At 68.9% G+C, this 19,719-nt stretch carries 19 protein-coding genes; 14 read left to right on the forward strand and 5 right to left on the reverse strand.

Annotated elements, in window-relative coordinates; translation table 11 throughout:
• Positions 1-20: 20 nt before the first annotated feature.
• Genes ACTRWB_RS35175 through ACTRWB_RS35185 form a run of 3 tightly spaced genes read left to right on the forward strand, consistent with a single transcriptional unit; the run spans position 21 to position 2,823 of the window.
• Positions 21-797, forward strand: a complete 777-nt coding sequence (locus tag ACTRWB_RS35175; RefSeq protein WP_446904577.1) for an ABC transporter ATP-binding protein — start codon at positions 21-23, stop codon at positions 795-797.
• Positions 794-1,786 carry an ABC transporter substrate-binding protein gene (locus ACTRWB_RS35180; RefSeq protein ID WP_446904578.1) on the forward strand — a complete coding sequence of 331 codons (993 nt, stop codon included), beginning with the start codon at positions 794-796 and terminating at the stop codon, positions 1,784-1,786. Before ACTRWB_RS35175 ends, ACTRWB_RS35180 begins: the two co-directional genes overlap by 4 nt.
• On the forward strand, positions 1,783-2,823 hold the full coding sequence (locus ACTRWB_RS35185) for a FecCD family ABC transporter permease (RefSeq protein ID WP_446904579.1): 1,041 nt from the start codon (positions 1,783-1,785) through the stop codon (positions 2,821-2,823). The genes ACTRWB_RS35180 and ACTRWB_RS35185 overlap by 4 nt, the downstream gene beginning before the upstream one ends.
• Positions 2,824-2,886: 63 nt before the next feature.
• On the opposite strand, the gene ACTRWB_RS35190 is transcribed toward ACTRWB_RS35185, so the two are convergent.
• A complete protein-coding gene (locus tag ACTRWB_RS35190; protein ID WP_446904580.1) occupies positions 2,887-4,263 on the reverse strand; it encodes an ATP-binding protein in 1,377 nt (458 codons plus the stop codon).
• Positions 4,264-4,989, reverse strand: coding sequence for a response regulator (locus tag ACTRWB_RS35195; RefSeq protein WP_048244247.1), 726 nt, complete (start codon positions 4,987-4,989; stop codon positions 4,264-4,266).
• Positions 4,990-5,234: 245 nt separating this feature from the next.
• Between ACTRWB_RS35195 and ACTRWB_RS35200 the strand changes: the two genes are divergently transcribed.
• Positions 5,235-5,981 carry a MipA/OmpV family protein gene (locus ACTRWB_RS35200; RefSeq protein ID WP_193098138.1) on the forward strand — a complete coding sequence of 249 codons (747 nt, stop codon included), beginning with the start codon at positions 5,235-5,237 and terminating at the stop codon, positions 5,979-5,981.
• Between the two features lie 247 nt (positions 5,982-6,228).
• On the forward strand, positions 6,229-6,558 hold the full coding sequence (locus tag ACTRWB_RS35205; RefSeq protein WP_446904581.1) for a hypothetical protein: 330 nt from the start codon (positions 6,229-6,231) through the stop codon (positions 6,556-6,558).
• A 168-nt stretch (positions 6,559-6,726) separates the two neighbouring features.
• On the opposite strand, the gene ACTRWB_RS35210 is transcribed toward ACTRWB_RS35205, so the two are convergent.
• Positions 6,727-7,956, reverse strand: coding sequence for a transglycosylase SLT domain-containing protein (locus tag ACTRWB_RS35210; protein ID WP_446904582.1), 1,230 nt, complete (start codon positions 7,954-7,956; stop codon positions 6,727-6,729).
• 556 nt (positions 7,957-8,512) lie between these two features.
• On the opposite strand from ACTRWB_RS35210, the gene ACTRWB_RS35215 reads away from it, so the two are divergent.
• The 4 genes from ACTRWB_RS35215 to ACTRWB_RS35230 are packed head-to-tail and all read left to right on the forward strand — an operon-like array spanning position 8,513 to position 13,466.
• Positions 8,513-9,022: a sigma-70 family RNA polymerase sigma factor gene (locus ACTRWB_RS35215; protein ID WP_446904583.1), complete on the forward strand. Its 510-nt coding sequence runs from the start codon at positions 8,513-8,515 to the stop codon at positions 9,020-9,022.
• Positions 9,023-9,025: 3 nt separating this feature from the next.
• Positions 9,026-10,012: a FecR domain-containing protein gene (locus ACTRWB_RS35220; protein ID WP_446904584.1), complete on the forward strand. Its 987-nt coding sequence runs from the start codon at positions 9,026-9,028 to the stop codon at positions 10,010-10,012.
• 54 nt (positions 10,013-10,066) lie between these two features.
• Entirely contained in the window at positions 10,067-12,643 is a 2,577-nt protein-coding gene (locus tag ACTRWB_RS35225; protein WP_446904585.1) for a TonB-dependent siderophore receptor, read from the forward strand.
• Between the two features lie 55 nt (positions 12,644-12,698).
• Positions 12,699-13,466 carry a hypothetical protein gene (locus ACTRWB_RS35230; RefSeq protein WP_446904586.1) on the forward strand — a complete coding sequence of 256 codons (768 nt, stop codon included), beginning with the start codon at positions 12,699-12,701 and terminating at the stop codon, positions 13,464-13,466.
• Between the two features lie 34 nt (positions 13,467-13,500).
• On the opposite strand, the gene ACTRWB_RS35235 is transcribed toward ACTRWB_RS35230, so the two are convergent.
• The gene (locus tag ACTRWB_RS35235) at positions 13,501-14,391 is read right to left on the reverse strand and encodes a LysR family transcriptional regulator (RefSeq protein ID WP_446904587.1); all 891 of its coding nucleotides are present in this window, start codon (positions 14,389-14,391) and stop codon (positions 13,501-13,503) included.
• 112 nt (positions 14,392-14,503) lie between these two features.
• Here ACTRWB_RS35235 and ACTRWB_RS35240 point away from each other — a divergent pair, with 112 nt between their 5' ends.
• Positions 14,504-14,929: a VOC family protein gene (locus tag ACTRWB_RS35240; RefSeq protein ID WP_021163061.1), complete on the forward strand. Its 426-nt coding sequence runs from the start codon at positions 14,504-14,506 to the stop codon at positions 14,927-14,929.
• A 132-nt stretch (positions 14,930-15,061) separates the two neighbouring features.
• Positions 15,062-15,646, forward strand: coding sequence for a flavin reductase family protein (locus ACTRWB_RS35245; RefSeq protein WP_193098146.1), 585 nt, complete (start codon positions 15,062-15,064; stop codon positions 15,644-15,646).
• A gap of 39 nt (positions 15,647-15,685) precedes the next feature.
• On the opposite strand, the gene ACTRWB_RS35250 is transcribed toward ACTRWB_RS35245, so the two are convergent.
• Positions 15,686-16,582, reverse strand: a complete 897-nt coding sequence (locus tag ACTRWB_RS35250) for a LysR family transcriptional regulator (RefSeq protein ID WP_446904588.1) — start codon at positions 16,580-16,582, stop codon at positions 15,686-15,688.
• Positions 16,583-16,679: 97 nt separating this feature from the next.
• Between ACTRWB_RS35250 and ACTRWB_RS35255 the strand changes: the two genes are divergently transcribed.
• The 3 genes from ACTRWB_RS35255 to ACTRWB_RS35265 are packed head-to-tail and all read left to right on the forward strand — an operon-like array spanning position 16,680 to position 19,687.
• Positions 16,680-17,978, forward strand: a complete 1,299-nt coding sequence (locus ACTRWB_RS35255; protein ID WP_412022041.1) for a CitMHS family transporter — start codon at positions 16,680-16,682, stop codon at positions 17,976-17,978.
• A 39-nt stretch (positions 17,979-18,017) separates the two neighbouring features.
• A complete protein-coding gene (locus ACTRWB_RS35260) occupies positions 18,018-19,376 on the forward strand; it encodes an acyclic terpene utilization AtuA family protein (protein ID WP_446904589.1) in 1,359 nt (452 codons plus the stop codon).
• Positions 19,376-19,687 (forward strand): AtuA-related protein, encoded by a 312-nt coding sequence (locus tag ACTRWB_RS35265; protein WP_446904590.1) that lies wholly within the window; start codon positions 19,376-19,378, stop codon positions 19,685-19,687. The genes ACTRWB_RS35260 and ACTRWB_RS35265 overlap by 1 nt, the downstream gene beginning before the upstream one ends.
• Positions 19,688-19,719: the final 32 nt, after the last annotated feature.

Consider the following 19,719-nt stretch of genomic DNA (forward strand, 5'->3'; position numbering starts at 1 on the left):
TGCGGCGCGGCGAACCTCCCATGGCGCACATGCTCGAAATCGAACGCGTGAGCTGGTCTCCCGGCGGCGCGGTCACCGTGCTCGATGCGGTGACGCTGAGCGTCGCCGAAGGCGAGTTCGTCGGGCTGGTCGGCCCGAACGGCAGCGGCAAGACGAGCCTGCTGCGCTGCGTGTTCCGTTATGCGCGGCCCGACGCGGGCAGTGTCGCGCTCGATGCGCAGGACGTGTGGCGCATGCGGCCGCGCGCGGTCGCGCAGCGCATCGCGGTGCTGCAGCAGGAGACGCCGGACGAATTCGGGCTGACGGTCGACGAACTGGTCGGCATGGGCCGCACGCCGCACCAGCGGCCGTTCGATGCGGAGTCGACCGACGACCGCCGGATCGTCGAATCCGCGTTGCACGACGTCGGTCTTGCCGAGCGCCGCGCGCAACGCGTCGCGTCGCTGTCGGGCGGCGAGAAGCAGCGCGCGCTGCTGGCCCGTGCGCTCGCGCAACAACCCGAGCTGCTGCTGCTCGACGAACCGACCAATCATCTCGACCTGCGTCACCAGCTCGAACTGCTCGCGCGTGTGCGGCGCCTCGGCATCGCGACGCTCGCGACGATTCACGACCTCAATCTCGCGGCTGCGTATTGCGACCGGCTCCATGTGCTCGCGCACGGGCGGGTCGTCGCGTCCGGCGCGCCGGACGACGTGCTGACCGAAGCGCTGCTGCGCGACGTGTTCGGCGTCGCCGCGCTCGTCGACCGCCATCCCGTCACGGGCCGGCCGCGCATCACGCCGCTTCATCCGGAATGACCGCCATGCCGTTTCCTGTCTTGTCCGCCGTATCCCGCCGGGTTGTCGCCGCTGCCGTGCTCGGCTGTGCCGCCGTTCATGCGGGTGCCTATCCCGTCACCGTGCGCAGCTGCGATCGCAACGTGACGTTCGAGCGCGCGCCGACGCGCGCGGTGAGCAACGACGTGAACCTGACCGAGATGATGCTCGTGCTCGGCCTGAAAAACCGGCTCGTCGGTTATACGGGCATCGGCGGCTGGAAGACGGGCACCGCGCGCGTGCGCGACGCATTGCGTGGCGTGCCCGAACTGGCGAGCCAGTATCCGTCGCTCGAAGTACTGGCTGCCGCGCGCGCCGATTTCTATCTGGCGGGCTGGAACTACGGGATGCATGTCGGCGGCGCGGTGACGCCCGCGACGCTCGCGCCGTTCGGCATCCGTACGTACGAACTGACCGAATCGTGCTCGCACGTGATGAAGCAGACGCCCGCGTCGTTCGACGACGTGTTTCGCGACCTGAACAATCTCGGCCGGATCTTCGGCGTCGAGGCGCGTGCCGCGCAGGTGGTCGCCGCGATGCGTGCGCGTCTCGCGGCTGTGTCGCGCACGGTTGGGCGGCCCGAGCCGCTGCGTGTGTTCGTCTACGACAGCGGCACCGACAAGCCGATGACGGCGGGCGGGCTCGCGATGCCGACCGCGTTGCTGGCGGCGGCAGGGGCGCGCAACGTGATGGACGACGTGCCGCGCAGCTGGACGCAGGTGAGCTGGGAGAGCGTGGTCGAGCGCGATCCGCAGGCGATCGTGATCGTCGATTATTCGGCCGTGACGGCCGCGCAGAAGCAGCAGTTCCTGCTGAGCCAGCCGGCGCTCGCGCGCGTGGCCGCGATTCGCGACCGGCGCTTCGTCGTGATTCCGTACGATGCGGCGACGCCGGGGCCCGAGAATGTCGCGGCTGTCGAGACGCTGGCCCGCGCGCTGTATCCGGCCGCGTTCGCCGGGCCGGCGCGATGAGCGTGCGCGTGCAGGCGTCGCGGCTCGGCATGCGCGTGGTGCTGCCGGCGCTGGTCGTGCTGCTGATCGTGTCGATCGTCGCGTCGGCGGCGTTCGGTCCGGCGCCGATCGCGATGCCGGTCGCGGTACGCATCGTCGCCGCACATATCGCAGCGGCGTTTGGCGACGCCGGCGCGTTCGCGGCGGGCGCGGGCGACGACAGCATCGTGTGGCTGATCCGGATGCCGCGCGCGTTGCTGGCCGCGATCGTCGGCGCGACGCTTGCGGCGGTCGGCGTCGCGTTGCAGGCGGCGACCGCGAACCGCCTTGCCGATCCGCACCTGCTCGGTGTGAGCGCGGGTGCGATGCTCGGCGCCGTCGCGGTCACGGTGGTGGCCGGCGCGGCGTTCGGCCCGTTCACGTTGTCGGCCGCCGCATTCGCGGGCGCGCTCGCGGCAACCGCGTGCGTCATCGCGCTCGCCTACCGGCGCGGCCGGCTCGAATCGGACCGGCTGCTGCTCGCGGGCGTATCGGTGTCGTTCATGATGGCCGCGTTCGGCAACCTGCTGCTGTATCTCGGCGACCAGCGCGCCGCGTCGTCGGTGCTGTTCTGGATGCTCGGCGGCGTCGGGCTCGCGCGCTGGGATCTGCTGCCGGTGCCGGCCGTGTGCGCGGTGCTCGCGGGCGGCGCGCTGTACGCGCGCCGACGCGAACTGAACGCACTGATGTCGGGCGATGCCGCCGCGGCCGGGCTCGGCGTGCCGAGCGCGCGGATGCGGCGCGAGGTCTTCGTCGTCGCGTCGTTCGCGACGGGCGCGATGGTCGCGGTGAGCGGCGCGATCGGCTTCGTCGGGCTCGTGACGCCGCATCTGTGCCGGCGCGTCGTCGGCGCCGAGCACGGCAGGCTGCTGCCGGTCGCCGCGCTGACGGGGGCGATCCTGCTCGTGTGGGCCGACGTCGCCGCCCGCACGCTGGCGGCGCCTGAGGATCTGCCCATCGGTATCGTGACCGCGCTGTTCGGCAGCCTGTTCTTCGTCGCGTTGTTGCGTCGCCGCTGAGCGGCGCGCATGGGCCGGCGGCAAGCCGTCAGGCGAGGGCGGGGCGGTGGCCCGCCGCGCGCGTCATCGCGGCGGCGTAGCCGTGCGCGTGCCGTCGCCGAGCGCGTCGGTGTGCGCGATGGTGCCCGCCACGTCGAAGAGGCTATCCGGCAGTGCGCGCGCGGGCAACGTGATCACGAAGCGTGCGCCACCGAGCGGCGAATCCTCGAGCCGCACGTCGCCGCCGTGCACCTGCGCGACGCGCCGCACGATCGCGAGCCCGAGCCCGAATCCGCCGGTCTGCCGGTCGCGGCTCGAGTCGAGTCGCTGGAACGGTTCGAATACGCGGGCGCGTTCGGCGACCGGAATGCCGGGGCCGTCGTCGTCGACGCTCAGCACGAGTGCGCCGGACCGGTCGGTGACCGCGGCCAGCACCACCGTGCGCTGCGCGTAACGCGCGCTGTTGCGGATCAGGTTCAGCAACGCGCGGGCGACGAGCTTCGGATCGCACACGTGGGTCGCGGGCGCGCCGAGCGTCGACACGTCGAGCGTGACGCCGCGATCGGCGATGTCGTTCGCGACGTTGCCGGCGACGCTGTCGATCAGCGCATCGACGACGACTTCCATCGGCGCGAGCTGGCTCGCACCCTGTTCGAGCCGGCCGATCGTCAGCAGCTCGGTGACGAGTTCGTCGAGTTCGCGCACATCGCGCCGCAGCGCGTCGCGGCGTTCGCGCATCCGCGCCGATTCGTCGGGCTCGGCGAGTAGCGCGAGCCCGAATTCGAGCCGCGCGAGCGGTGTCTTCAGCTCATGCGAGATGCCGTGCATCATTTCGCGCTGCTGCTTGATCGACGCCTCGATGCGCTCGGCCATGTCGTTGAACTGCTGCGACAGCTCGTCGATGTTCGACTTGCCCGACAGCTTCACGCGTGTTGACAGCATGCCGGCGCCGAATGCGCGTGCGGCGTCCTGCAGCTTGCGCAGGTCGCGCCAGTGATAGTGAATCCACAGCACCACCGCGAACAGCGTGCTGATCGCGAGCAGCAGGTACGCATAGATCCTGATGTCGAGATCGGACGCCTCGACCGGCCGCGCGTGCAGCACCGTGCCGTCCGCGAGCGGCATGTAGTAATCCTTGCTGTTGTAGCTGATCGCGATCTTGCCGGCATCGAGATCGCGCAGCGGCGTGCCGCTCAGTTGCGCGCGGGCGGCGGCCATCGACATGAAACCGAACCCTTCGTTGCCGTGCTTCGCGAGCTCCCGCAGCGCGAGCTCGCGCTGCCCGCCCGGATGGCGTTCGAGGTAGTCGTTGAGCACGAACGCGTAGGTCGTCAGCGAGTCGCGCTGCGCCTGCGCGGTGCGCTCGTAGAAGATCCGGTCGAACGACAGCTGGATGAACATGATCGCCGCGATGACGAACAGGATCACGACGAGGTACAGCCTGATCAACGGACGCAGCATTTATTCGTCCCACGCGGAAGGGCTGAACAGGTAGCCGCGGCCCCAGATCGTCTTGATCTTGTGCGGCTCCGATGAAGCATCCTCGAAGCGGCGGCGCAGCTTCGAGATGCCGGAATCGACCGAGCGGTCGAGCCCGTCGAACTCGATGCCGCGCAATTGCTTCAGGATGTCGTCGCGGCTCAGCACGGTGCCGGCCGCGCGCGCGAGGATCAGCAGCAGGTTGAATTCGGCGGTCTTCAGGTCGACCGGCTCGCCGCGCCACGTGACGGTGCGGTTCGGCGGCGAGATCACCAGTTCGCCGAATACGAGCGCCTCGGGCGGTGCAACGGGCGCATCCGCGGCGGCCGGCTGCGCGCGGCGCAACAGCGCGCGGGCGCGTGCGACGAGCACGCGCGGCTCGATCGGCTTCGTCACGTAGTCGTCGGCGCCGGTCTCGAGTCCCGCGACCTGGTCGTAGACGTCCAGGCGCGCAGTCAGGATCAGCACGGGGACGTTGGTGAACGCGCGAATGCGCCGGCAGACTTCCATCCCGTCGAGGTTCGGCAGCATCAGATCGAGTATCACGAGGGCCGGCTGGTGCTCGCGCACCGCCGCGACGGCGAGGTCGCCGCGCCGCACGACCGTGACCGCGAATTCATAACCGTCGAGGTACTCGCGAACGAGTTGCGCGAGCCGGTCGTCGTCCTCGATCAGCAGTACACGGTATTTGAGCGGATCTTCGTTCATATTCTCCTCGAGACGCACGCGCCATCTCGTACCCGGCAGACCGGAGTGTGGCGCGGCACGCGAATTCTATCCGGCGCACCGGAGGCCGGGGGAGCAGGGCGACAATCGCGGACAATCGAACACAATTGAGCACAGATTCTCCGCAGATTCTGGACAGTCTTGGCGCAGGGCGGCACCTAGACTGCGGGCTCCGTCACTCTTATCTCAATATTGTGCGCCCATTACTTCGCCGCTACCGCTATTGCATGCCGCTCGCCGGCCTGACCCTCGCCGCCGCCGCCCACGCGGAAAACCAGTATTCGCTGTCCCTCGGCGGCGGGTTCGCGCCGCGCTACCAGGGCAGCAATCAGTATCGCGGCGTGGTCGCGCCGTCGTTTTCCGCCAAGTTCGGCAACGGCTTTTTCATCGACACCACGCAGGGCGCCGGCTACCGGCTGGATCTGCCGCACGGCGCGTTCGTGTCGGCGGCCGTGAGCTACGACGCGGGCCGCGCGGACGAGAACCGCTTCGACCTGCCGGGCTCCGACTACCTGAAGGGCATGGGCCGGATTCCGGGCTCGGTGCTCGTCGGCGTGCGCGCGGGCGTGACGCTGTTCAATGCGGCGGAACTGAGCGTCACGATCGACTCGCCGGTGACGCATACGTCGCGCGGTGTATCGGGGCACATGGATCTCGCGGTGCCGGTGCTCAAGACCTCACAGCACGAGATCGTCGTGACGGGCACCGTGCATGCGGGTTCGGGACGCTATACGCAGACGTTCTACGGCGTGACCGATGCACAGTCGATGACGAGCCGGTTCCGGCCATATTCGACGAGCGGCGGGATCGACAGCGCATCGATGGCGGTCGCGTGGAACTGGACCCTGTCGCAGCACTGGTCGGTGCTCGCGACCGGCGGCGTCACGCGGCTGCTCGGCCGTTACGGCGACAGCCCGATTGTCCAGTCGCGCAGCAACTACTTCGGCATCGCGGGCGTGACCTACAAGTTCTGAGCGGGTTGTCGTGGCATGCATGGAAGGGCGCGATCGTCATGCACGCGCCGTCACGCGGGGCAGCGTGCGGTAACATGCAGGCGGCTCCGGCGCGCCGAATCGGCGTGACCGGCGCGTGCGAGGCCGCGGTTCGCTTGCCGGCATCCGTCCGGAAACGGCGAGCGACGCGCGGCACCGATCATGCATGCAACGCCCGGTCGGCCAGGAACGCCGCACATGCTCCGCCGGGCGCGAAAGGGAGAAACCGATGAAGAAAACGATCGCGATGATGATGGCACTGGTTGCGAGCGCAACGTTTGCGGGATGTGCGGACATGAACGGGAGCAATACGAACGCGGGCAGCGTACCGGCGAATGGCGGGCAGGCGGGCGCGTCGCAGGCATGCAAGGCAGACGCGGGGCCGGACGATGCGCTGGTCGGCAAGACCGAAGCCGATGCGGCGGCGCAACTGGACGGCTGCCTGTGGCGCGTGCTCGAGCGCGACGGCAAGGCGTTGCCCGGCACGATGGATTACCGTGAGGAACGCCGCAATCTCGGCATTCGCGACGGCAAGGTGATCTGGGTGCGGCGCGGGTGATCGAGCGACACGACGATTCCGCAGCCGGAGTCGTCGACGTCGTGTTATCTGCGCATGTATTTCAGGAAGAACGACACGGCCGAACTGGAGTGGGCGCTATGAACGCCCCCGAGTTGCCGCCGACCGTGGAGAAATGATCGCCGCGCAATGCGTGCGATCGCGTGCGCGTTACTTCGAGATGTACCACAGCGCATCCGTGCTGACGCGCGAAGGCTGAGCCGCAGGCGCCGGAACCGGCGCGGCGGGCGGCGTGTTCGACGTGACGGCGGTCGGCAGCGTGGCGGGAATATTTGCTGTCGACGGCGATGCCGCATTCGATCCCGATCCGTACGTCGACGGCGTGTTCAGATACCAGAGCGCATCGGTCGACGACGTGCGTTTTGCGGCCGCATTGGCGGGCGTATTGGCCGCGGTATTCGTCCCCGCATCGGCGGACTTCTTCGACGCAGCGGCCGCAGCCGTCGGCGAGCCTGCCGTTCCCGGACGCTGCGCGGTCATCCCTGCAGCCCCGGCCGCGCCACGCTGCGCGCGCGCCTCGAACGGCCCGAGCTGGAAGATTAACGTTTGCGCGGGACGCGTCACAACGGCATACGGAAACTGCAGCTCCCACGACATCAGCACGCGCCCGGCCGACGTCTCGGTGAAGATCGCCGGCACGTGCTTCATGTCGCTGAACTGCACGTAGATGCGCGCACCGTCGTCGAACACCTGGGTCGGCTTCGCCTGGTCCGCACCCGTGACCGTCCATCCGAAGTTGTACGTGCCGGCCGGGCCGGCGGGTCCGCCCTGCGGCGGCGGAGGCGGCGGTGCGGCCGGCGAGATCGTGCGCGCCCGCGTGACCGGCGGCGCGGACACGCTCAGGCTCGCGAACGGGTTGTACGCCTGTTGCTGCTGCGGCGGCGTAAAGGAGGGGGGAAGGATAGGCATGGGAGTATCCGGCGAATCCGGCATGGTCCGGATTGCATCATAGACCTTGCGCGCATACGCGAGGCGCTTGTCGGGCGACGCGGAGTTGTACGCGCCGATCGCGTTCCAGTTGGGACCGAGCTGGCGGATGTTCTGCGACAGGATCCACGCGCCGACATACGCGTTCGTGCACGGATCGAACAGGCTCTGCTGCGTGATGCCTTCGCGCGCGAGCGTCGGCAGCCACGTGCTGTTGATCTGCATCAGGCCGATGTCGACCGTGCCGTTCGTATTGGTGTTGACGGCATTCGGATTCATCCCCGATTCGACCTGCGCGATACCGCGCATCAGCGCGACGCTCACGTGCTGAAACGCGGCCGCGTCGTCGAGGCAATCGGCCCGCGCGACGCCGTGCAGCGCGCACGACATGGCAATCGTCGAGGCGACTTTCAGCGTTTCGCGGCTGATCGAACGGGTGGTATGACGCGGCATGGCAGGATGGGGCGGAATCCGGGCGCCCGGTGCAAGGAAATTACGCGAGACGCGAAGTTTGCCATAGCGAGCAGACAAATGGCTCGCGTCAAACTTTCCTTTGCATTTGCCCATCAGTTAGCCATGCATTTTTATCGCGCCGGATCACCGGTTGCCGTGAAGCTTGGTCGGTAAAAATGGCCGGCATTCCGCGCGTATGTCGATGCAGTGAGGTGTTCGGAAAACTGACGCATCGCGTCAGTTGCACCGGGAAAGCGGCGGTGAATGGAACAGGACGGAAATCGCCCGGTAATTTTGCGATCGGACCGATAAAGGCGATAAAAAGAGCGGCCGAAACCGCCGGGTCGACAAGCGCGGTTTCGAGCGGCCGCGCGGCGCGCCGTCCGGGCCCCGCGAAGTCATGGCGGCTTCGTCATGCATCGCGGTTCCGGTGCGTCGTCTGCGTGACCGACCGTGGCCGCCGTGCACCGAAACCCCGGCCGCCGGTCCGCTTTTGTATATAATAATCATTCTCATTTACAAAATTGCCGACGCCTGCGCATCCCGGAACCCGGCCATGTCCGCTGACAAGCTGTCTCTCCATCGAGAAATCGACGCCCTCTATGTCGGCCACCACGCGTGGCTGCGCGGCTGGCTGAGCCGCAAGCTCGGTTGCGCGCATCGCGCGGCCGATCTGGCGCACGACACGTTCATGCGCCTGCTCGCGCGCGACGAGCCGATCGGCGCCGACGAGCCGCGCGCGTTCCTGACCACGGTCGCGCAGCGCGTGCTGAGCAACCACTGGCGGCGCGAGCAGATCGAGCGCGCGTATCTCGACGTGCTCGCGCAACGCCCGGAAGCGGTTGCGCCGTCGCCGGAAGAGCGGGCCGTCGTGTTCGAGACGCTGCTCGAAATCGACCGGCTGCTTGACGGGTTGCCGCTCGCGGCGAAGCGCGCGTTCCTGCTCGCGCAGCTCGACGGACTCACGCAGGCCGAGATCGCGCGCGAACTCGGCGTGTCGCTCGCGACGGTGAAGCGCTATCTCGTGAAGGCCGGCACGCAGTGCTTCTTCGCGATGGCGGCCTGACCGATGGCCGCCCCGGGAGCGCCGGCGGTGCCGCCGCAGGTCGCGCGTCGCGCGGTCGAATGGTGGGTCGACCGGCAGGCCGGCCGCACGGACGACGCGTTCGCCGCCGCGCTCGCGCGCTGGCGTGCCGAGGATCCGGCGCACGACGCGGCCTGGCGTCATATCGAAGCGATGCAGGGCCGGTTCGGCCGGCTGACGGCCGGGCTCGACACGCAGGCCGCGCACGCGGCGCTGCTGCCGCCGCGTGCGGGCCGCCGCCGCGCGGCCGTGAAGACGCTGGGCGTGCTGCTGTTCGCGGGCGGCGCCGCGTGGATGGCCGATCCGGTGCGGCGCGCGGCGATCTGGCCGGCCGACCTGCGTACGGCGGTCGGCGAGCGGCGCACGGTGACGCTCGCGGATCGCACGGTCGTCGTGCTCGATACCGACACGGCGCTCGACGTGCGCTTCGACGGCACGGCGCGCCGCCTGCGCCTGCTGCGCGGCACGATCATGGTGACGAGCGGCCACGACGATCGCGTGCCCGCGCGGCCGCTCGTCGTCGCGACCGCGCAAGGCGAGCTGCGACCGCTCGGCACACGCTTCGCGGTGTGGCAGCGCGACGGCGCGACGCGCGTCGAGGTGTTCGCCGGCGCCGTGCGCGTGCAGCCGGCCGATGCGGCGGCCGGCACACGCGTGATCGCGGCCGGTGAGGGCGCGTCGTTCACGCGCGACGTGATCGGCGCGTCGGCGCCGCTCGATCCGTATGCGTCCGCGTGGACGGGCGGCATGCTCGTCGCATCGCGGATGCGGCTGGCCGACCTCGTCGCCGAGCTCGATCGTTATCGCCGCGGCAGCCTGCGCTGCGATGCGGCCGTGGCCGACCTGCGCGTGTCGGGCACCTATCCGCTCGACGATCCCGCGCGCGTGCTCGACACGCTGAAGGCGACGCTGCCGATCGACGTCGACTACCTGACGCGCTACTGGGCGACGGTCGTGCCGGCCCGTTCATGAGCGCGTCGAAAATTTTTTTCTCCGACCTGAGCTGTTTCTCGATGTTCGCGTGACATGGGTAGTGAAAGCAGCACCGGCCCATCGTCCACCGACTCCCCGATCATGGTTTCCATCCGTCTCACGTATCGGCGCCGTCCGGCGCCCGCTCGTCATCTGCCGCGCGCATCGCGCCCGGCCGCGCTCGCCGCGCCGGGCCGCCTTGCGCGCCGGCTGGCCGGCGCCGTCCTGCTGTCGGCGCTGCTGCCGCTGCCCGCGCTGGCCGACACCGACGCCGATGCGGCGCCCGCCGCGCAGCGCGCGTCGCGTCGCGCGTTCGACATTCCGGCCGGCCCGCTCGAAGCGACGCTGAACCGGTTCGGGCGCGATGCGGGCATCCTGCTCGCGTTCCCGGCCGAGCTGACGGCCGGCCTGACGAGCGGCGGCGTGCACGGACGGTTCGACATCGACGGCGCGCTGGATCGCGTGCTGGCGGGCACCGGGCTCGTCGCGCTGCGCCAGCCGGGCGGCGGCTACACGCTGATGCGCACGAACGGCTCGGCCGCGCAGCCTGCGGCGACCGGCGCGGCGGCGGCCGCCGAACTGCCGGCGATCAACGTGCGCAGCACCGCGCTGCGTGCCGAAAGCTACCGGCCGCCGAAGGAAGCGGGTGTGCTGCGCTCGGACATCCCGCTGCTCGACACCGCGCAGGCCGTCAACATCGTGCCCGCGCAAGTGCTGCGCGACCAGCGTCCGCGCAATCTCGACGACGCGCTCGGCAACGTGAGCGGCATCACGCAGGGCAACACGCTCGCGGGTACGCAGGACACGATCATGAAACGCGGTTTCGGCGGCAACCGCGACGGCTCGATCATGCACAACGGCATGCCGATCGTGCAGGGGCGTTCGTTCAACGCGGCGGTCGACAGCGTCGAGGTGCTCAAGGGGCCGACGTCGCTGCTGTACGGGCTGATGGATCCGGGCGGCGTCGTCAACGTGGTCAGCAAGCAGCCGCAGCTCACGCGCTACAACGCGATTTCGCTCGGCGCGTCGACGTTCGGGCACGGCAAGAACGGCGGCAGCGCGACGTTCGACACGACGGGGCCGGTCGGCGATTCGCGGCTCGCGTACCGGCTGATCGTCGACCAGTCGAACGAGCAGTACTGGCGCAACTTCGGTGAAAACCGCCAGACCTTCGTCGCGCCGTCGCTCGCGTGGTACGGCCGCGATACGCAAGTCGTGGTGTCCTATGAGTACCGCCAATTCCATTCGCCGTTCGATCGCGGCACCGCGCTCGACCCGCGCACCAATGCGCCGCTCGACATTCCTGCGCGGCGGCGACTCGATGAGCCGTTCAACAACATGGACGGCGAATCGCATCTCGCGCAGCTGAGCGTCGATCACCAGTTCAATGCGGACTGGAGTGCGCATCTCGGCTACAGCTACAACCGCGAGACCTACGACGCGAACCAGTTGCGCACGACGGGCGTCGATCCGGTGAAGGGCACGCTGTCGCGCAGCAACGATGCGACGCACGGTTCGCTCAGCACCGACAGCTACGGGATCGGCTACGTGAACGGCAAGCTGACGCTCGCGGGGATGCGCCACGACGTGCAGATCGGCTTCGACAGCGAGTACCGCCGCATCTACCGCAAGGACATGCTGCGACAGGCCGTGAAGACGCCGTTCAGCTATCTCGATCCGGTGTACGGGCTGCTGCCGCCGTCGAGTACCGTGTCCGCGAGCGACAGCGACCAGACCGACACGCTGCACGATGCGTCGGCGTTCGTCCAGGACACGATCCACCTGACCGACAAGTGGATCGTGTCGGGCGGCTTGCGCTACATCACGTACAACCAGGTCGCGGGGCGCGGCCGGCCGTTCAAGGCGAACACCGATCTCAGCGGCTCGAAGTGGCTGCCGCGTGCGGGCGTCGTCTACAAGTGGACCGAGTCGTTCTCGCTGTACGGCAGCTATTCGCAATCGCTGAAGCCGTCGTCGTCGATCGCGCCGATGACGGGCTACATCATCGACGGTGCGACGCCGCCCGAGGAAGCGACCGCGTGGGAGGTGGGCGGCAAGCTCGACCTGCCGGGCGGGATGACGGGCACGCTCGCGCTGTTCAACATCGACAAGAAGAACGTGCTCGTGTCGCAGTACAACGACGCGACGAAGCTGACCGACTGGCGCACGTCGGGCAAGGCGCGCTCGCGCGGCGTCGAGCTCGACCTGTCGGGCAAGATCGGCGAACGCGTGAACGTGATCGCGAGTTATGCGTACATCGATGCGAAGACGACCGAGGATCCGCTGTACGCGGGCAACCAGCTGTGGAACGTCGCGCGGCACACGGCGTCGCTCGCGGCCGTCTACGACGTCGGCACGCTGGTCGGCGGCGACGACCTGCGCATCGGCGCGGCGGCGCGCTATGTCGGCGCGCGGCCCGGCGATTCGGCGAACAGCTTCACGCTGCCGTCGTACGTGCTCGCCGACGCGTTCGCCACCTACGACACGCGGATCGGCAAGCAGAAGCTGTCGTTCCAGCTCAACGTGAAGAACCTGTTCAACCGCACGTATTACCCGTCGAGCGCGAACCGCTACTTCGTCGCGATCGGCGATGCGCGACAGGTGTCGCTGCTGACCACGCTGCAGTTCTGACCACGCAATCGCCGCGTGGCCGATCCAACGGCGCGCGGCTTCGGAGAAGCTCCAGATGAACCGGAAGATGAAGACCGGCGCCGTGCGCGCCATGGCCGCCGGCGCGCGGCGCCGCGTGTTGCGCGCGATCGCGGGCTCGGTGCTCGCACTGGGCCTGGGCGCGGGGGTTCCCGCCACCGCGCTTGCAGCCGATGCGCCGCAGGCCGTCACGCGCGTCGCGATGCTCGTGCAACTGCGCGGCCCGAACCTGAAGGTCGACGAACGCATCGTCCAGCATCTCGGCGAGCGTGGTTACGCGGTGCGCCTGATCGACGAGTCGGCCAGCCCCGACGCGGCGCGCGATGCCGACCTGGTCGTGATCTCGTCGACGGTGTCGTCGAAGAACGTGCGGCCCGGCTGGCGCACGCTCGACAAGCCGCTCGTGACGTGGGAAAACGACCTGCTCGACGATCTTGCGATGACGGGCAAGCGTCACGACGTCGACTTCGGCGAAACGGGCAAGGAGCGCTATCTGTGGCTCGTCAATGCGCCGCATCCGATCTCGGCCGGGCTGCCGGCCGGCGCGACGAACGTGTACGGCAAGCAGGCGCCGATGAGCTGGGGCAAGCCGGGGCTCGGCGCGATCACGATCGCGACCGTGTACGGCCAGCCCGACAAGGCCGCGATCTTCGCGTACGAGAAGGGCGCGACGATGGACTACGAAGCGCTCGCGCCGGCGCGCCGCGTGATGTTCTTCCTCGACAACTACACGTTCGTGAACCTGTCGCCGGCCGGCGTCGCGCTGTTCGATGCGGCCGTCGACTGGGCGGCCGGGCGGCGCTGATCGGCTAGGGCATCCGCGTCGCCGGGCGTGCGACTCAGGTTGCTTGCGGTGGCGCGCTTCGTTGCGACGCGGCCTCGATCAACCGGGCCAGCATCTGCGCCGGTTCCGACATCGTGCGCCGCGCGCGATGCACGAGCCCGATGTCGCGGTGAAACGTGTGGTGCCCGAGGTCGAGCGCGCGCACGCCGGCCGGCCAGCGGCGATACACGGCGGTCTGCGGCACGATCGCGATGCCGACGCCGTTCTCGACCAGCTTGACGATCGCGTCGAGTTCGTCGAGTTCGCAGGTATCGCGCACCGCGATGTGCATCTTCCGCAGGAAACGATCGACCTGGCGGCCGCCGAACGATGCGCGGTCGTAGCGGACGAACGGCTCGGTCGCGAGCAGCTCGGCCCAGTCCTTGCCCTTCACGCCGCGCGGCACGATCAGCCGGAACGGTTCCTGCGCGAGCGTCGTCCAGTGCAGGTCGCTCTGCAGCGAAAACGGCGGCCGGATGATCGCGGCCATGTCGATCTCGCCCGCGTCGACCCGGTTGACCAGCTCGATCGACAGCCCCGGTATCACGCGCGTCCGGCAGCCGGGATGGCGGCGATGGAAATCGGCCAGCGCGGCCGGCAGCAGCGCGCTCTGCACCGACGCGATCGCGCCGATCGTCACGCGCACGGCGGCCGGCGAGCCGGGCGCGGTCGAGCTCAGGTTCTCGTACAGGCCGATCAGCGCCTGCGCCTGGTCGAGCACGTGATGGCCCATCTCGTTGAGACGGGCCGACCGGCCTTGCCGGTCGAACAGCGCGAAGCCGAGTTCGGCTTCGAGGCGCTGCATCTGCGCGCTCACGGCGGCCTGCGTCAGCCCGATACGGTTGCCGGCCGCGGCGAACGTGCCTTCCCGGGCGACGGCGACGAGGGTTTTCAGCTCGCGGATCATTGATCAATTCCGTTTGTGAATTGCAAAACTATATATTGATTTAATTTTTGCGTGGCGTTGTCTACCATGGTGCGATCCGCGCGCCATGCGCGTGTTTTTTCACGAGGCAACCATGAGTCTTTCCCCGTTTCACCTGGCGATTCCGGTCTACGATCTGCCGGCCGCGCGCGATTTCTACGGCCGTGTGTTCGGGCTGGAAGAGGGGCGTTCGAGCGCGCAATGGGTCGACTTCGACTTCTACGGGCACCAGCTCGTGATCCATGAGCATCCGAAGACCGCGTCGCAGGAAGGCGCGCATACGAATGCCGTCGACGGTCACGACGTGCCGGTGCCGCACTTCGGGATCGTGCTCGACTGGGCGAGCTGGGAAGCGCTGGCCGAGCGGCTGCGGTCGTTCGGCGTGACGTTCGTGATCGAGCCGTATGTGCGGTTCCAGGGCCAGGTCGGCGAACAGGCGACGATGTTCCTGTTCGATCCGTGCGGCAATGCGCTCGAGTTCAAGGCATTCCGCGACATCGGCCAGCTGTTCGCGAAGTGACGCGCGGGGCCGTCAGCGCCGATTGAAATTGGGTGCGAGAATGCGGCCTTCGGCCGGGCCGCGCGCACGCGCGCCGGCCGGTGCCGCGCCGCACGGCTTCCGTCCGTGCGCGCCGTTCTCCAAGGAACCCGTATGGACAGTCACATCGCTCCGGTGGAGCTGAAGAAAGCCTACCGTCTCCTCAACCACGGGCCGACCGTGCTCGTGTCGGCCCGCCACGACGGCGTCGACAACGTGATGGCCGCGGCCTGGGCGTGCGCGCTGGATTTCCTGCCGCCGAAGCTGACGGTCGTGCTCGACAAGTCCGCGAAGACGCGCGAGCTCGTCGAGCGCAGCGGCACCTTCGTGATCCAGGTGCCGACGGCCGCGCAGCTGCAGCTCACGCACGCGGTCGGCAGCCACAGTCTCGCGGAACGGCCCGACAAGCTGCGTGAAGCGGGCGTCACGCTGTTCGACGTCGACGGCCACGACCTGCCGTTCGTCGCCGGATGCTCGGGCTGGCTCGCGTGCAAGCTGATCCCCGAACCGCACAACCAGCAGACCTACGACCTGTTCATCGGCGAAGTGGTCGGTGCGTGGTCCGACACGCGCGTGTTCCGCGATGGCCACTGGTATTTCGAATCGGCCGATCCCGCGCTGCGCAGCCTGCACTACATCGCGGGCGGCAATTTCTATGCGATCGGCGAATCGCTGCACGTCGATCCGGACGCGCCGTAAGCGTCACGCGATCTTCCCGTTCCGCTCCGGGCGCGCGGCTCACGCGCGCTTTTTCAATTCCGCCAGCATTGCTTCCGCGAACGCCTGCGCGACGCGCGGCAGCGTGCGGCCGCGCTTCGTGACGAGCGCGATCGGCCGCACGAACGCGGGATCGTCGATCGGCTTCGCGACCAGCTCGGGCTCGGCGCGCACCTCGCGCGCGGTCGCGGGCAGGATCGTCACGCCGAGGCCACCGCGCACCATTGCGACGGCCGTCATCATGTAGGTCGGTTCGCACGCGATGTCGGGCGTGCAGCCGGCCGCTTCCAGCGCGGCATCGACGACACTGCGCACGCTCGTGCCCTGCGCGGTCAGCACGAGCGGCACGCTGGCGACGTCGGCGGTGGTCACGCGGCGCTTGCGCGCGAGCGGATGGTCTTTCGGGCATACGGCGACGAGCCGGTCGGCGCCCGTGTACAGCACCTCCAGCGATGCATCGAACGCATCGCCGCCCGTCAGCCCGAGATCGGCCTCCTCGTTGCGCACGAGTGCGGTGACGAGGCTCGCGACGCCGTCGCGGATCTCGAAGCCCGCGCGCGGCACGTCGCGCCGGAACGACTGGATCAGCTCCGGCAGCACGCTGGACGCGAAGGTCGGCAGACACGCGAGCCGCACCGTGCCGCTCGTGCCTTCGCCGAGCGCGCGCGCATCGCGCAGCACGCGTTCCATGTCGTCGAGCGAGCGCTGCAGCAGCGGCAGCAGCTCGCGTCCCGTCTGCGTGAGCGCGACGCTGCGGCTATTGCGGTCGAACAGCCGCGCGCCGACGATTTCCTCGAGCCGGCGGATCTGCACGGTCAGCGCCGGCTGCGACAGGTGCAGGCGCGCGGCCGCACGCGTGAAGTTGCCGGCGTGCGCGACGGTGACGAACGCGCGGATGTCGCGAAGATTCAGATCCATAACAGTTCGTGATTGCTGCGATCAAATCATTTCAATTGTGCTATCGCTGCGCCGACCTTACGCTCGTCTCCAACAAAAGACAAGGTAGGAGACACGGATGCTGCCGTTACTCGGGCTTGGCACGATCGTCGTGCTGCTGGCCGCGATTCTGTCGAAGCGGATGTCACCGCTCGTCGCGCTGATCATCGTGCCGATCGCCGCGTCGCTGATCGGCGGCTTCGGGCTGCACACCAGCAAGTTCGTCATCGACGGGCTGAAGGGCCTCGCGCCCGTCGTCGGGATGTTCGTATTCGCGATCCTGTATTTCGGCACGATCACCGATGCCGGCACGCTCGACCCGATCATCGACCGCATCCTGCGCGCGGTCGGCACGCGGCCGACGCGCATCGTGATGGGCACGACGCTGCTCGCGCTGCTGATCCATCTCGACGGCTCGGGCGCCGTCTGTTTTCTCGTGACGATTCCGGCCGTGCTGCCGCTGTACGACCGGCTGAAGATGGACCGGCGCGTGCTGGCCGCCGCGGTGTCGATGGCCGCGGGCATCAACTTCCTGCCGTGGACGGGGCCGATGATCCGCGCGTCGGCGTCGCTGCACCTGCCGGTGTCGGCGCTGTTCAACCCGCTGATTCCGGTGCAGGCGATCGGGCTCGTGTTCGTGTTCGGCGTCGCGTACTGGCTCGGGCGGCGCGAGGAGAAGCGGCTCGGCCTGTCGCGCGACGCTGCGTCCATTCCGCTGCCGAAGCGCGAGCTGACGCCCGACGAGCAGGCGCTGCGCCGGCCGCACCTGTTCTGGTTCAACCTCGTGCTGACGTTCGTGGTGCTCGGCACGATGGTCGTGATGGGCGAGAAGATTCCGCCCGCGATCATGTTCATGGTCGGGCTGTGCATCGCGCTGATGGTGAATTACCCGGACGTCGACATGCAGAGGAAGCGGATCGACGCGCATGCGCGCGCCGCACTGATGATGGCCGGCATCCTGCTCGCGGCCGGCGTGTTCACCGGGATCATGCAGGGCAGCGGGATGCTGAAGGCGATGGCGCAGGCGGCGGTCGGCTTCGTGCCGCCGTCGATGGCCGGCCACATCCCGGTGGTGCTCGGCCTCGCGTCGATGCCGCTCAGCATGCTGTTCGATCCCGATTCGTTTTACTTCGGCGTGCTGCCCGTGATCGCGGAGGTGGCCGGCCAGCTCGGCGTGCCGGCCGTGCAGGTCGGGCAGGCCGCGCTGCTCGGCCAGATGACGACCGGTTTTCCGGTCAGCCCGCTGACGCCCGCGACGTTCCTCGTCGTCGGCCTGTGCGGCATCGAGCTGGCCGAGCACCAGAAATTCACGTTTCCGCTGCTGTTCGGCGCCTCGATCGTGATGACGATCGCGTGCGTCGTGCTGGGCATTTTTTGATCATTCCCGGCGGCGTAACCGCCGGACGACGGTACCGACATGACAGCAAAGCAACCTGAACGGCGCGTGCGCATCGGCGCGGGCGCCGGCTACTCGGGCGACCGGATCGAGCCCGCGGTCGAACTCGCCGAACACGGCCAGCTCGACTATCTCGTCTTCGAATGCCTGGCCGAGCGCACGATCGCGATCGCGCAGCAGGCGCGGCGCAAGGACCCGGCGCTCGGCTTCGATCCGCTGCTCGACGCACGGATGCGCGCCGTGTTGCCGGTCGCCGTGCCGAAGGGCGTGCGCATCGTGTCGAACATGGGCGCGGCGAACCCGCGTGCGGCCGCGCAGCGTACGGCACGGATCGCGCAATCGCTCGGCATCGCGGGGCTGAGGGTCGCGGCGGTCGAAGGCGACGACGTGCTCGACGTCGTGCTGCGCGGCGCGTTCCGTTTCGAGGAATCGGGCGACGAAGTCGCCGCGTATCGCGACCGCATCGTGTCCGCGAACGCGTACCTCGGCGCCGCGCCGATCGTCGATGCGCTCGCGGCCGGCGCGGACGTCGTGCTGACCGGGCGCGTCGCCGATCCGTCGCTGTTCGCCGCGCCGCTGATTCACGCGTTCGGCTGGCGGATGGACGATTGGGACACGCTCGGGCAGGCGACGGTCGTCGGCCATCTGCTCGAATGCGCGGGGCAGGTGACGGGCGGTTATTTCGCCGATCCCGGTTACAAGGACGTGCCGAACCTCGCGCGGCTCGGGTTCCCGATCGGCGAAGTCGCGGCCGACGGCGCGGTCGTGATCACGAAGGTGGCGCATGCGGGCGGCCGCGTGAGCGCGGCGACCTGCAAGGAACAACTGCTCTACGAGATTCACGATCCGGCGCGCTACCTGCAGCCCGACGTCGTGGCGGATTTCACGCGGGTCGCGGTCGCCGAGGAGGCGCCGGACCGTGTGCGCGTGACGGGCGGGCGCGGTACCGTACGGCCCGATACGCTGAAGGTGTCGGTGGCTTACGTCGACGGCTATATCGGCGAAGGCCAGATCTCGTACGGCGGCCCGGGCGCACTGGAGCGTGCGCGTCTCGCGCTCGACATCGTCCGCGAGCGGCTCGCGCTGACCGGCGTCGCCGCGACCGAATTGCGCTTCGACCTGATCGGCGTCGATTCGCTGTATGGCGACGCGACGCCGGCCGTGCGCGGCGAGCCGGCCGAGGTGCGGGTCCGGGTGGCCGGCCGCGCGGCGAGCGCCGATGAAGCGGCGCGGATCGGCAATGAAGTCGAGACGCTGTATACGAACGGGCCGGCCGGCGGCGGCGGCGCGTTCAAGTCGACGCGCGAGGTGATCGCCGTGCAGTCGGTGCTGCTGCCGCGCGCGGCCGTGACGCCGTCGTTTTCATTCGTGGAGGTTTGATGCAACTGCGTGAACTCGCGCATGCGCGCACCGGCGACAAGGGCAATACGCTGAACGTATCAGTCATCTGCCGCGATCCGCATCATTACGACCATCTGCGCGCGCATCTGGACGCGGACGCGGTGAAGGCATGGCTCGCTGGCATCGTGCACGGCGACGTCGTGCGTTACGAGTTGCCGGCGCTCGGCGCGTTCAACTTCGTGATGCGCGACGCGCTCGGCGGCGGCGTGACACGCTCGCTTGCACTCGATGCGCATGGCAAGTCGGTCAGTTCGGCGCTGCTGGCGATCGACGTGCCCGACCCGGTGTGACGAACGGCGTCGACGCCACGAGGCGGGCAGGT

The organism is Burkholderia sp. YIM B11467, assembly GCF_052952715.1.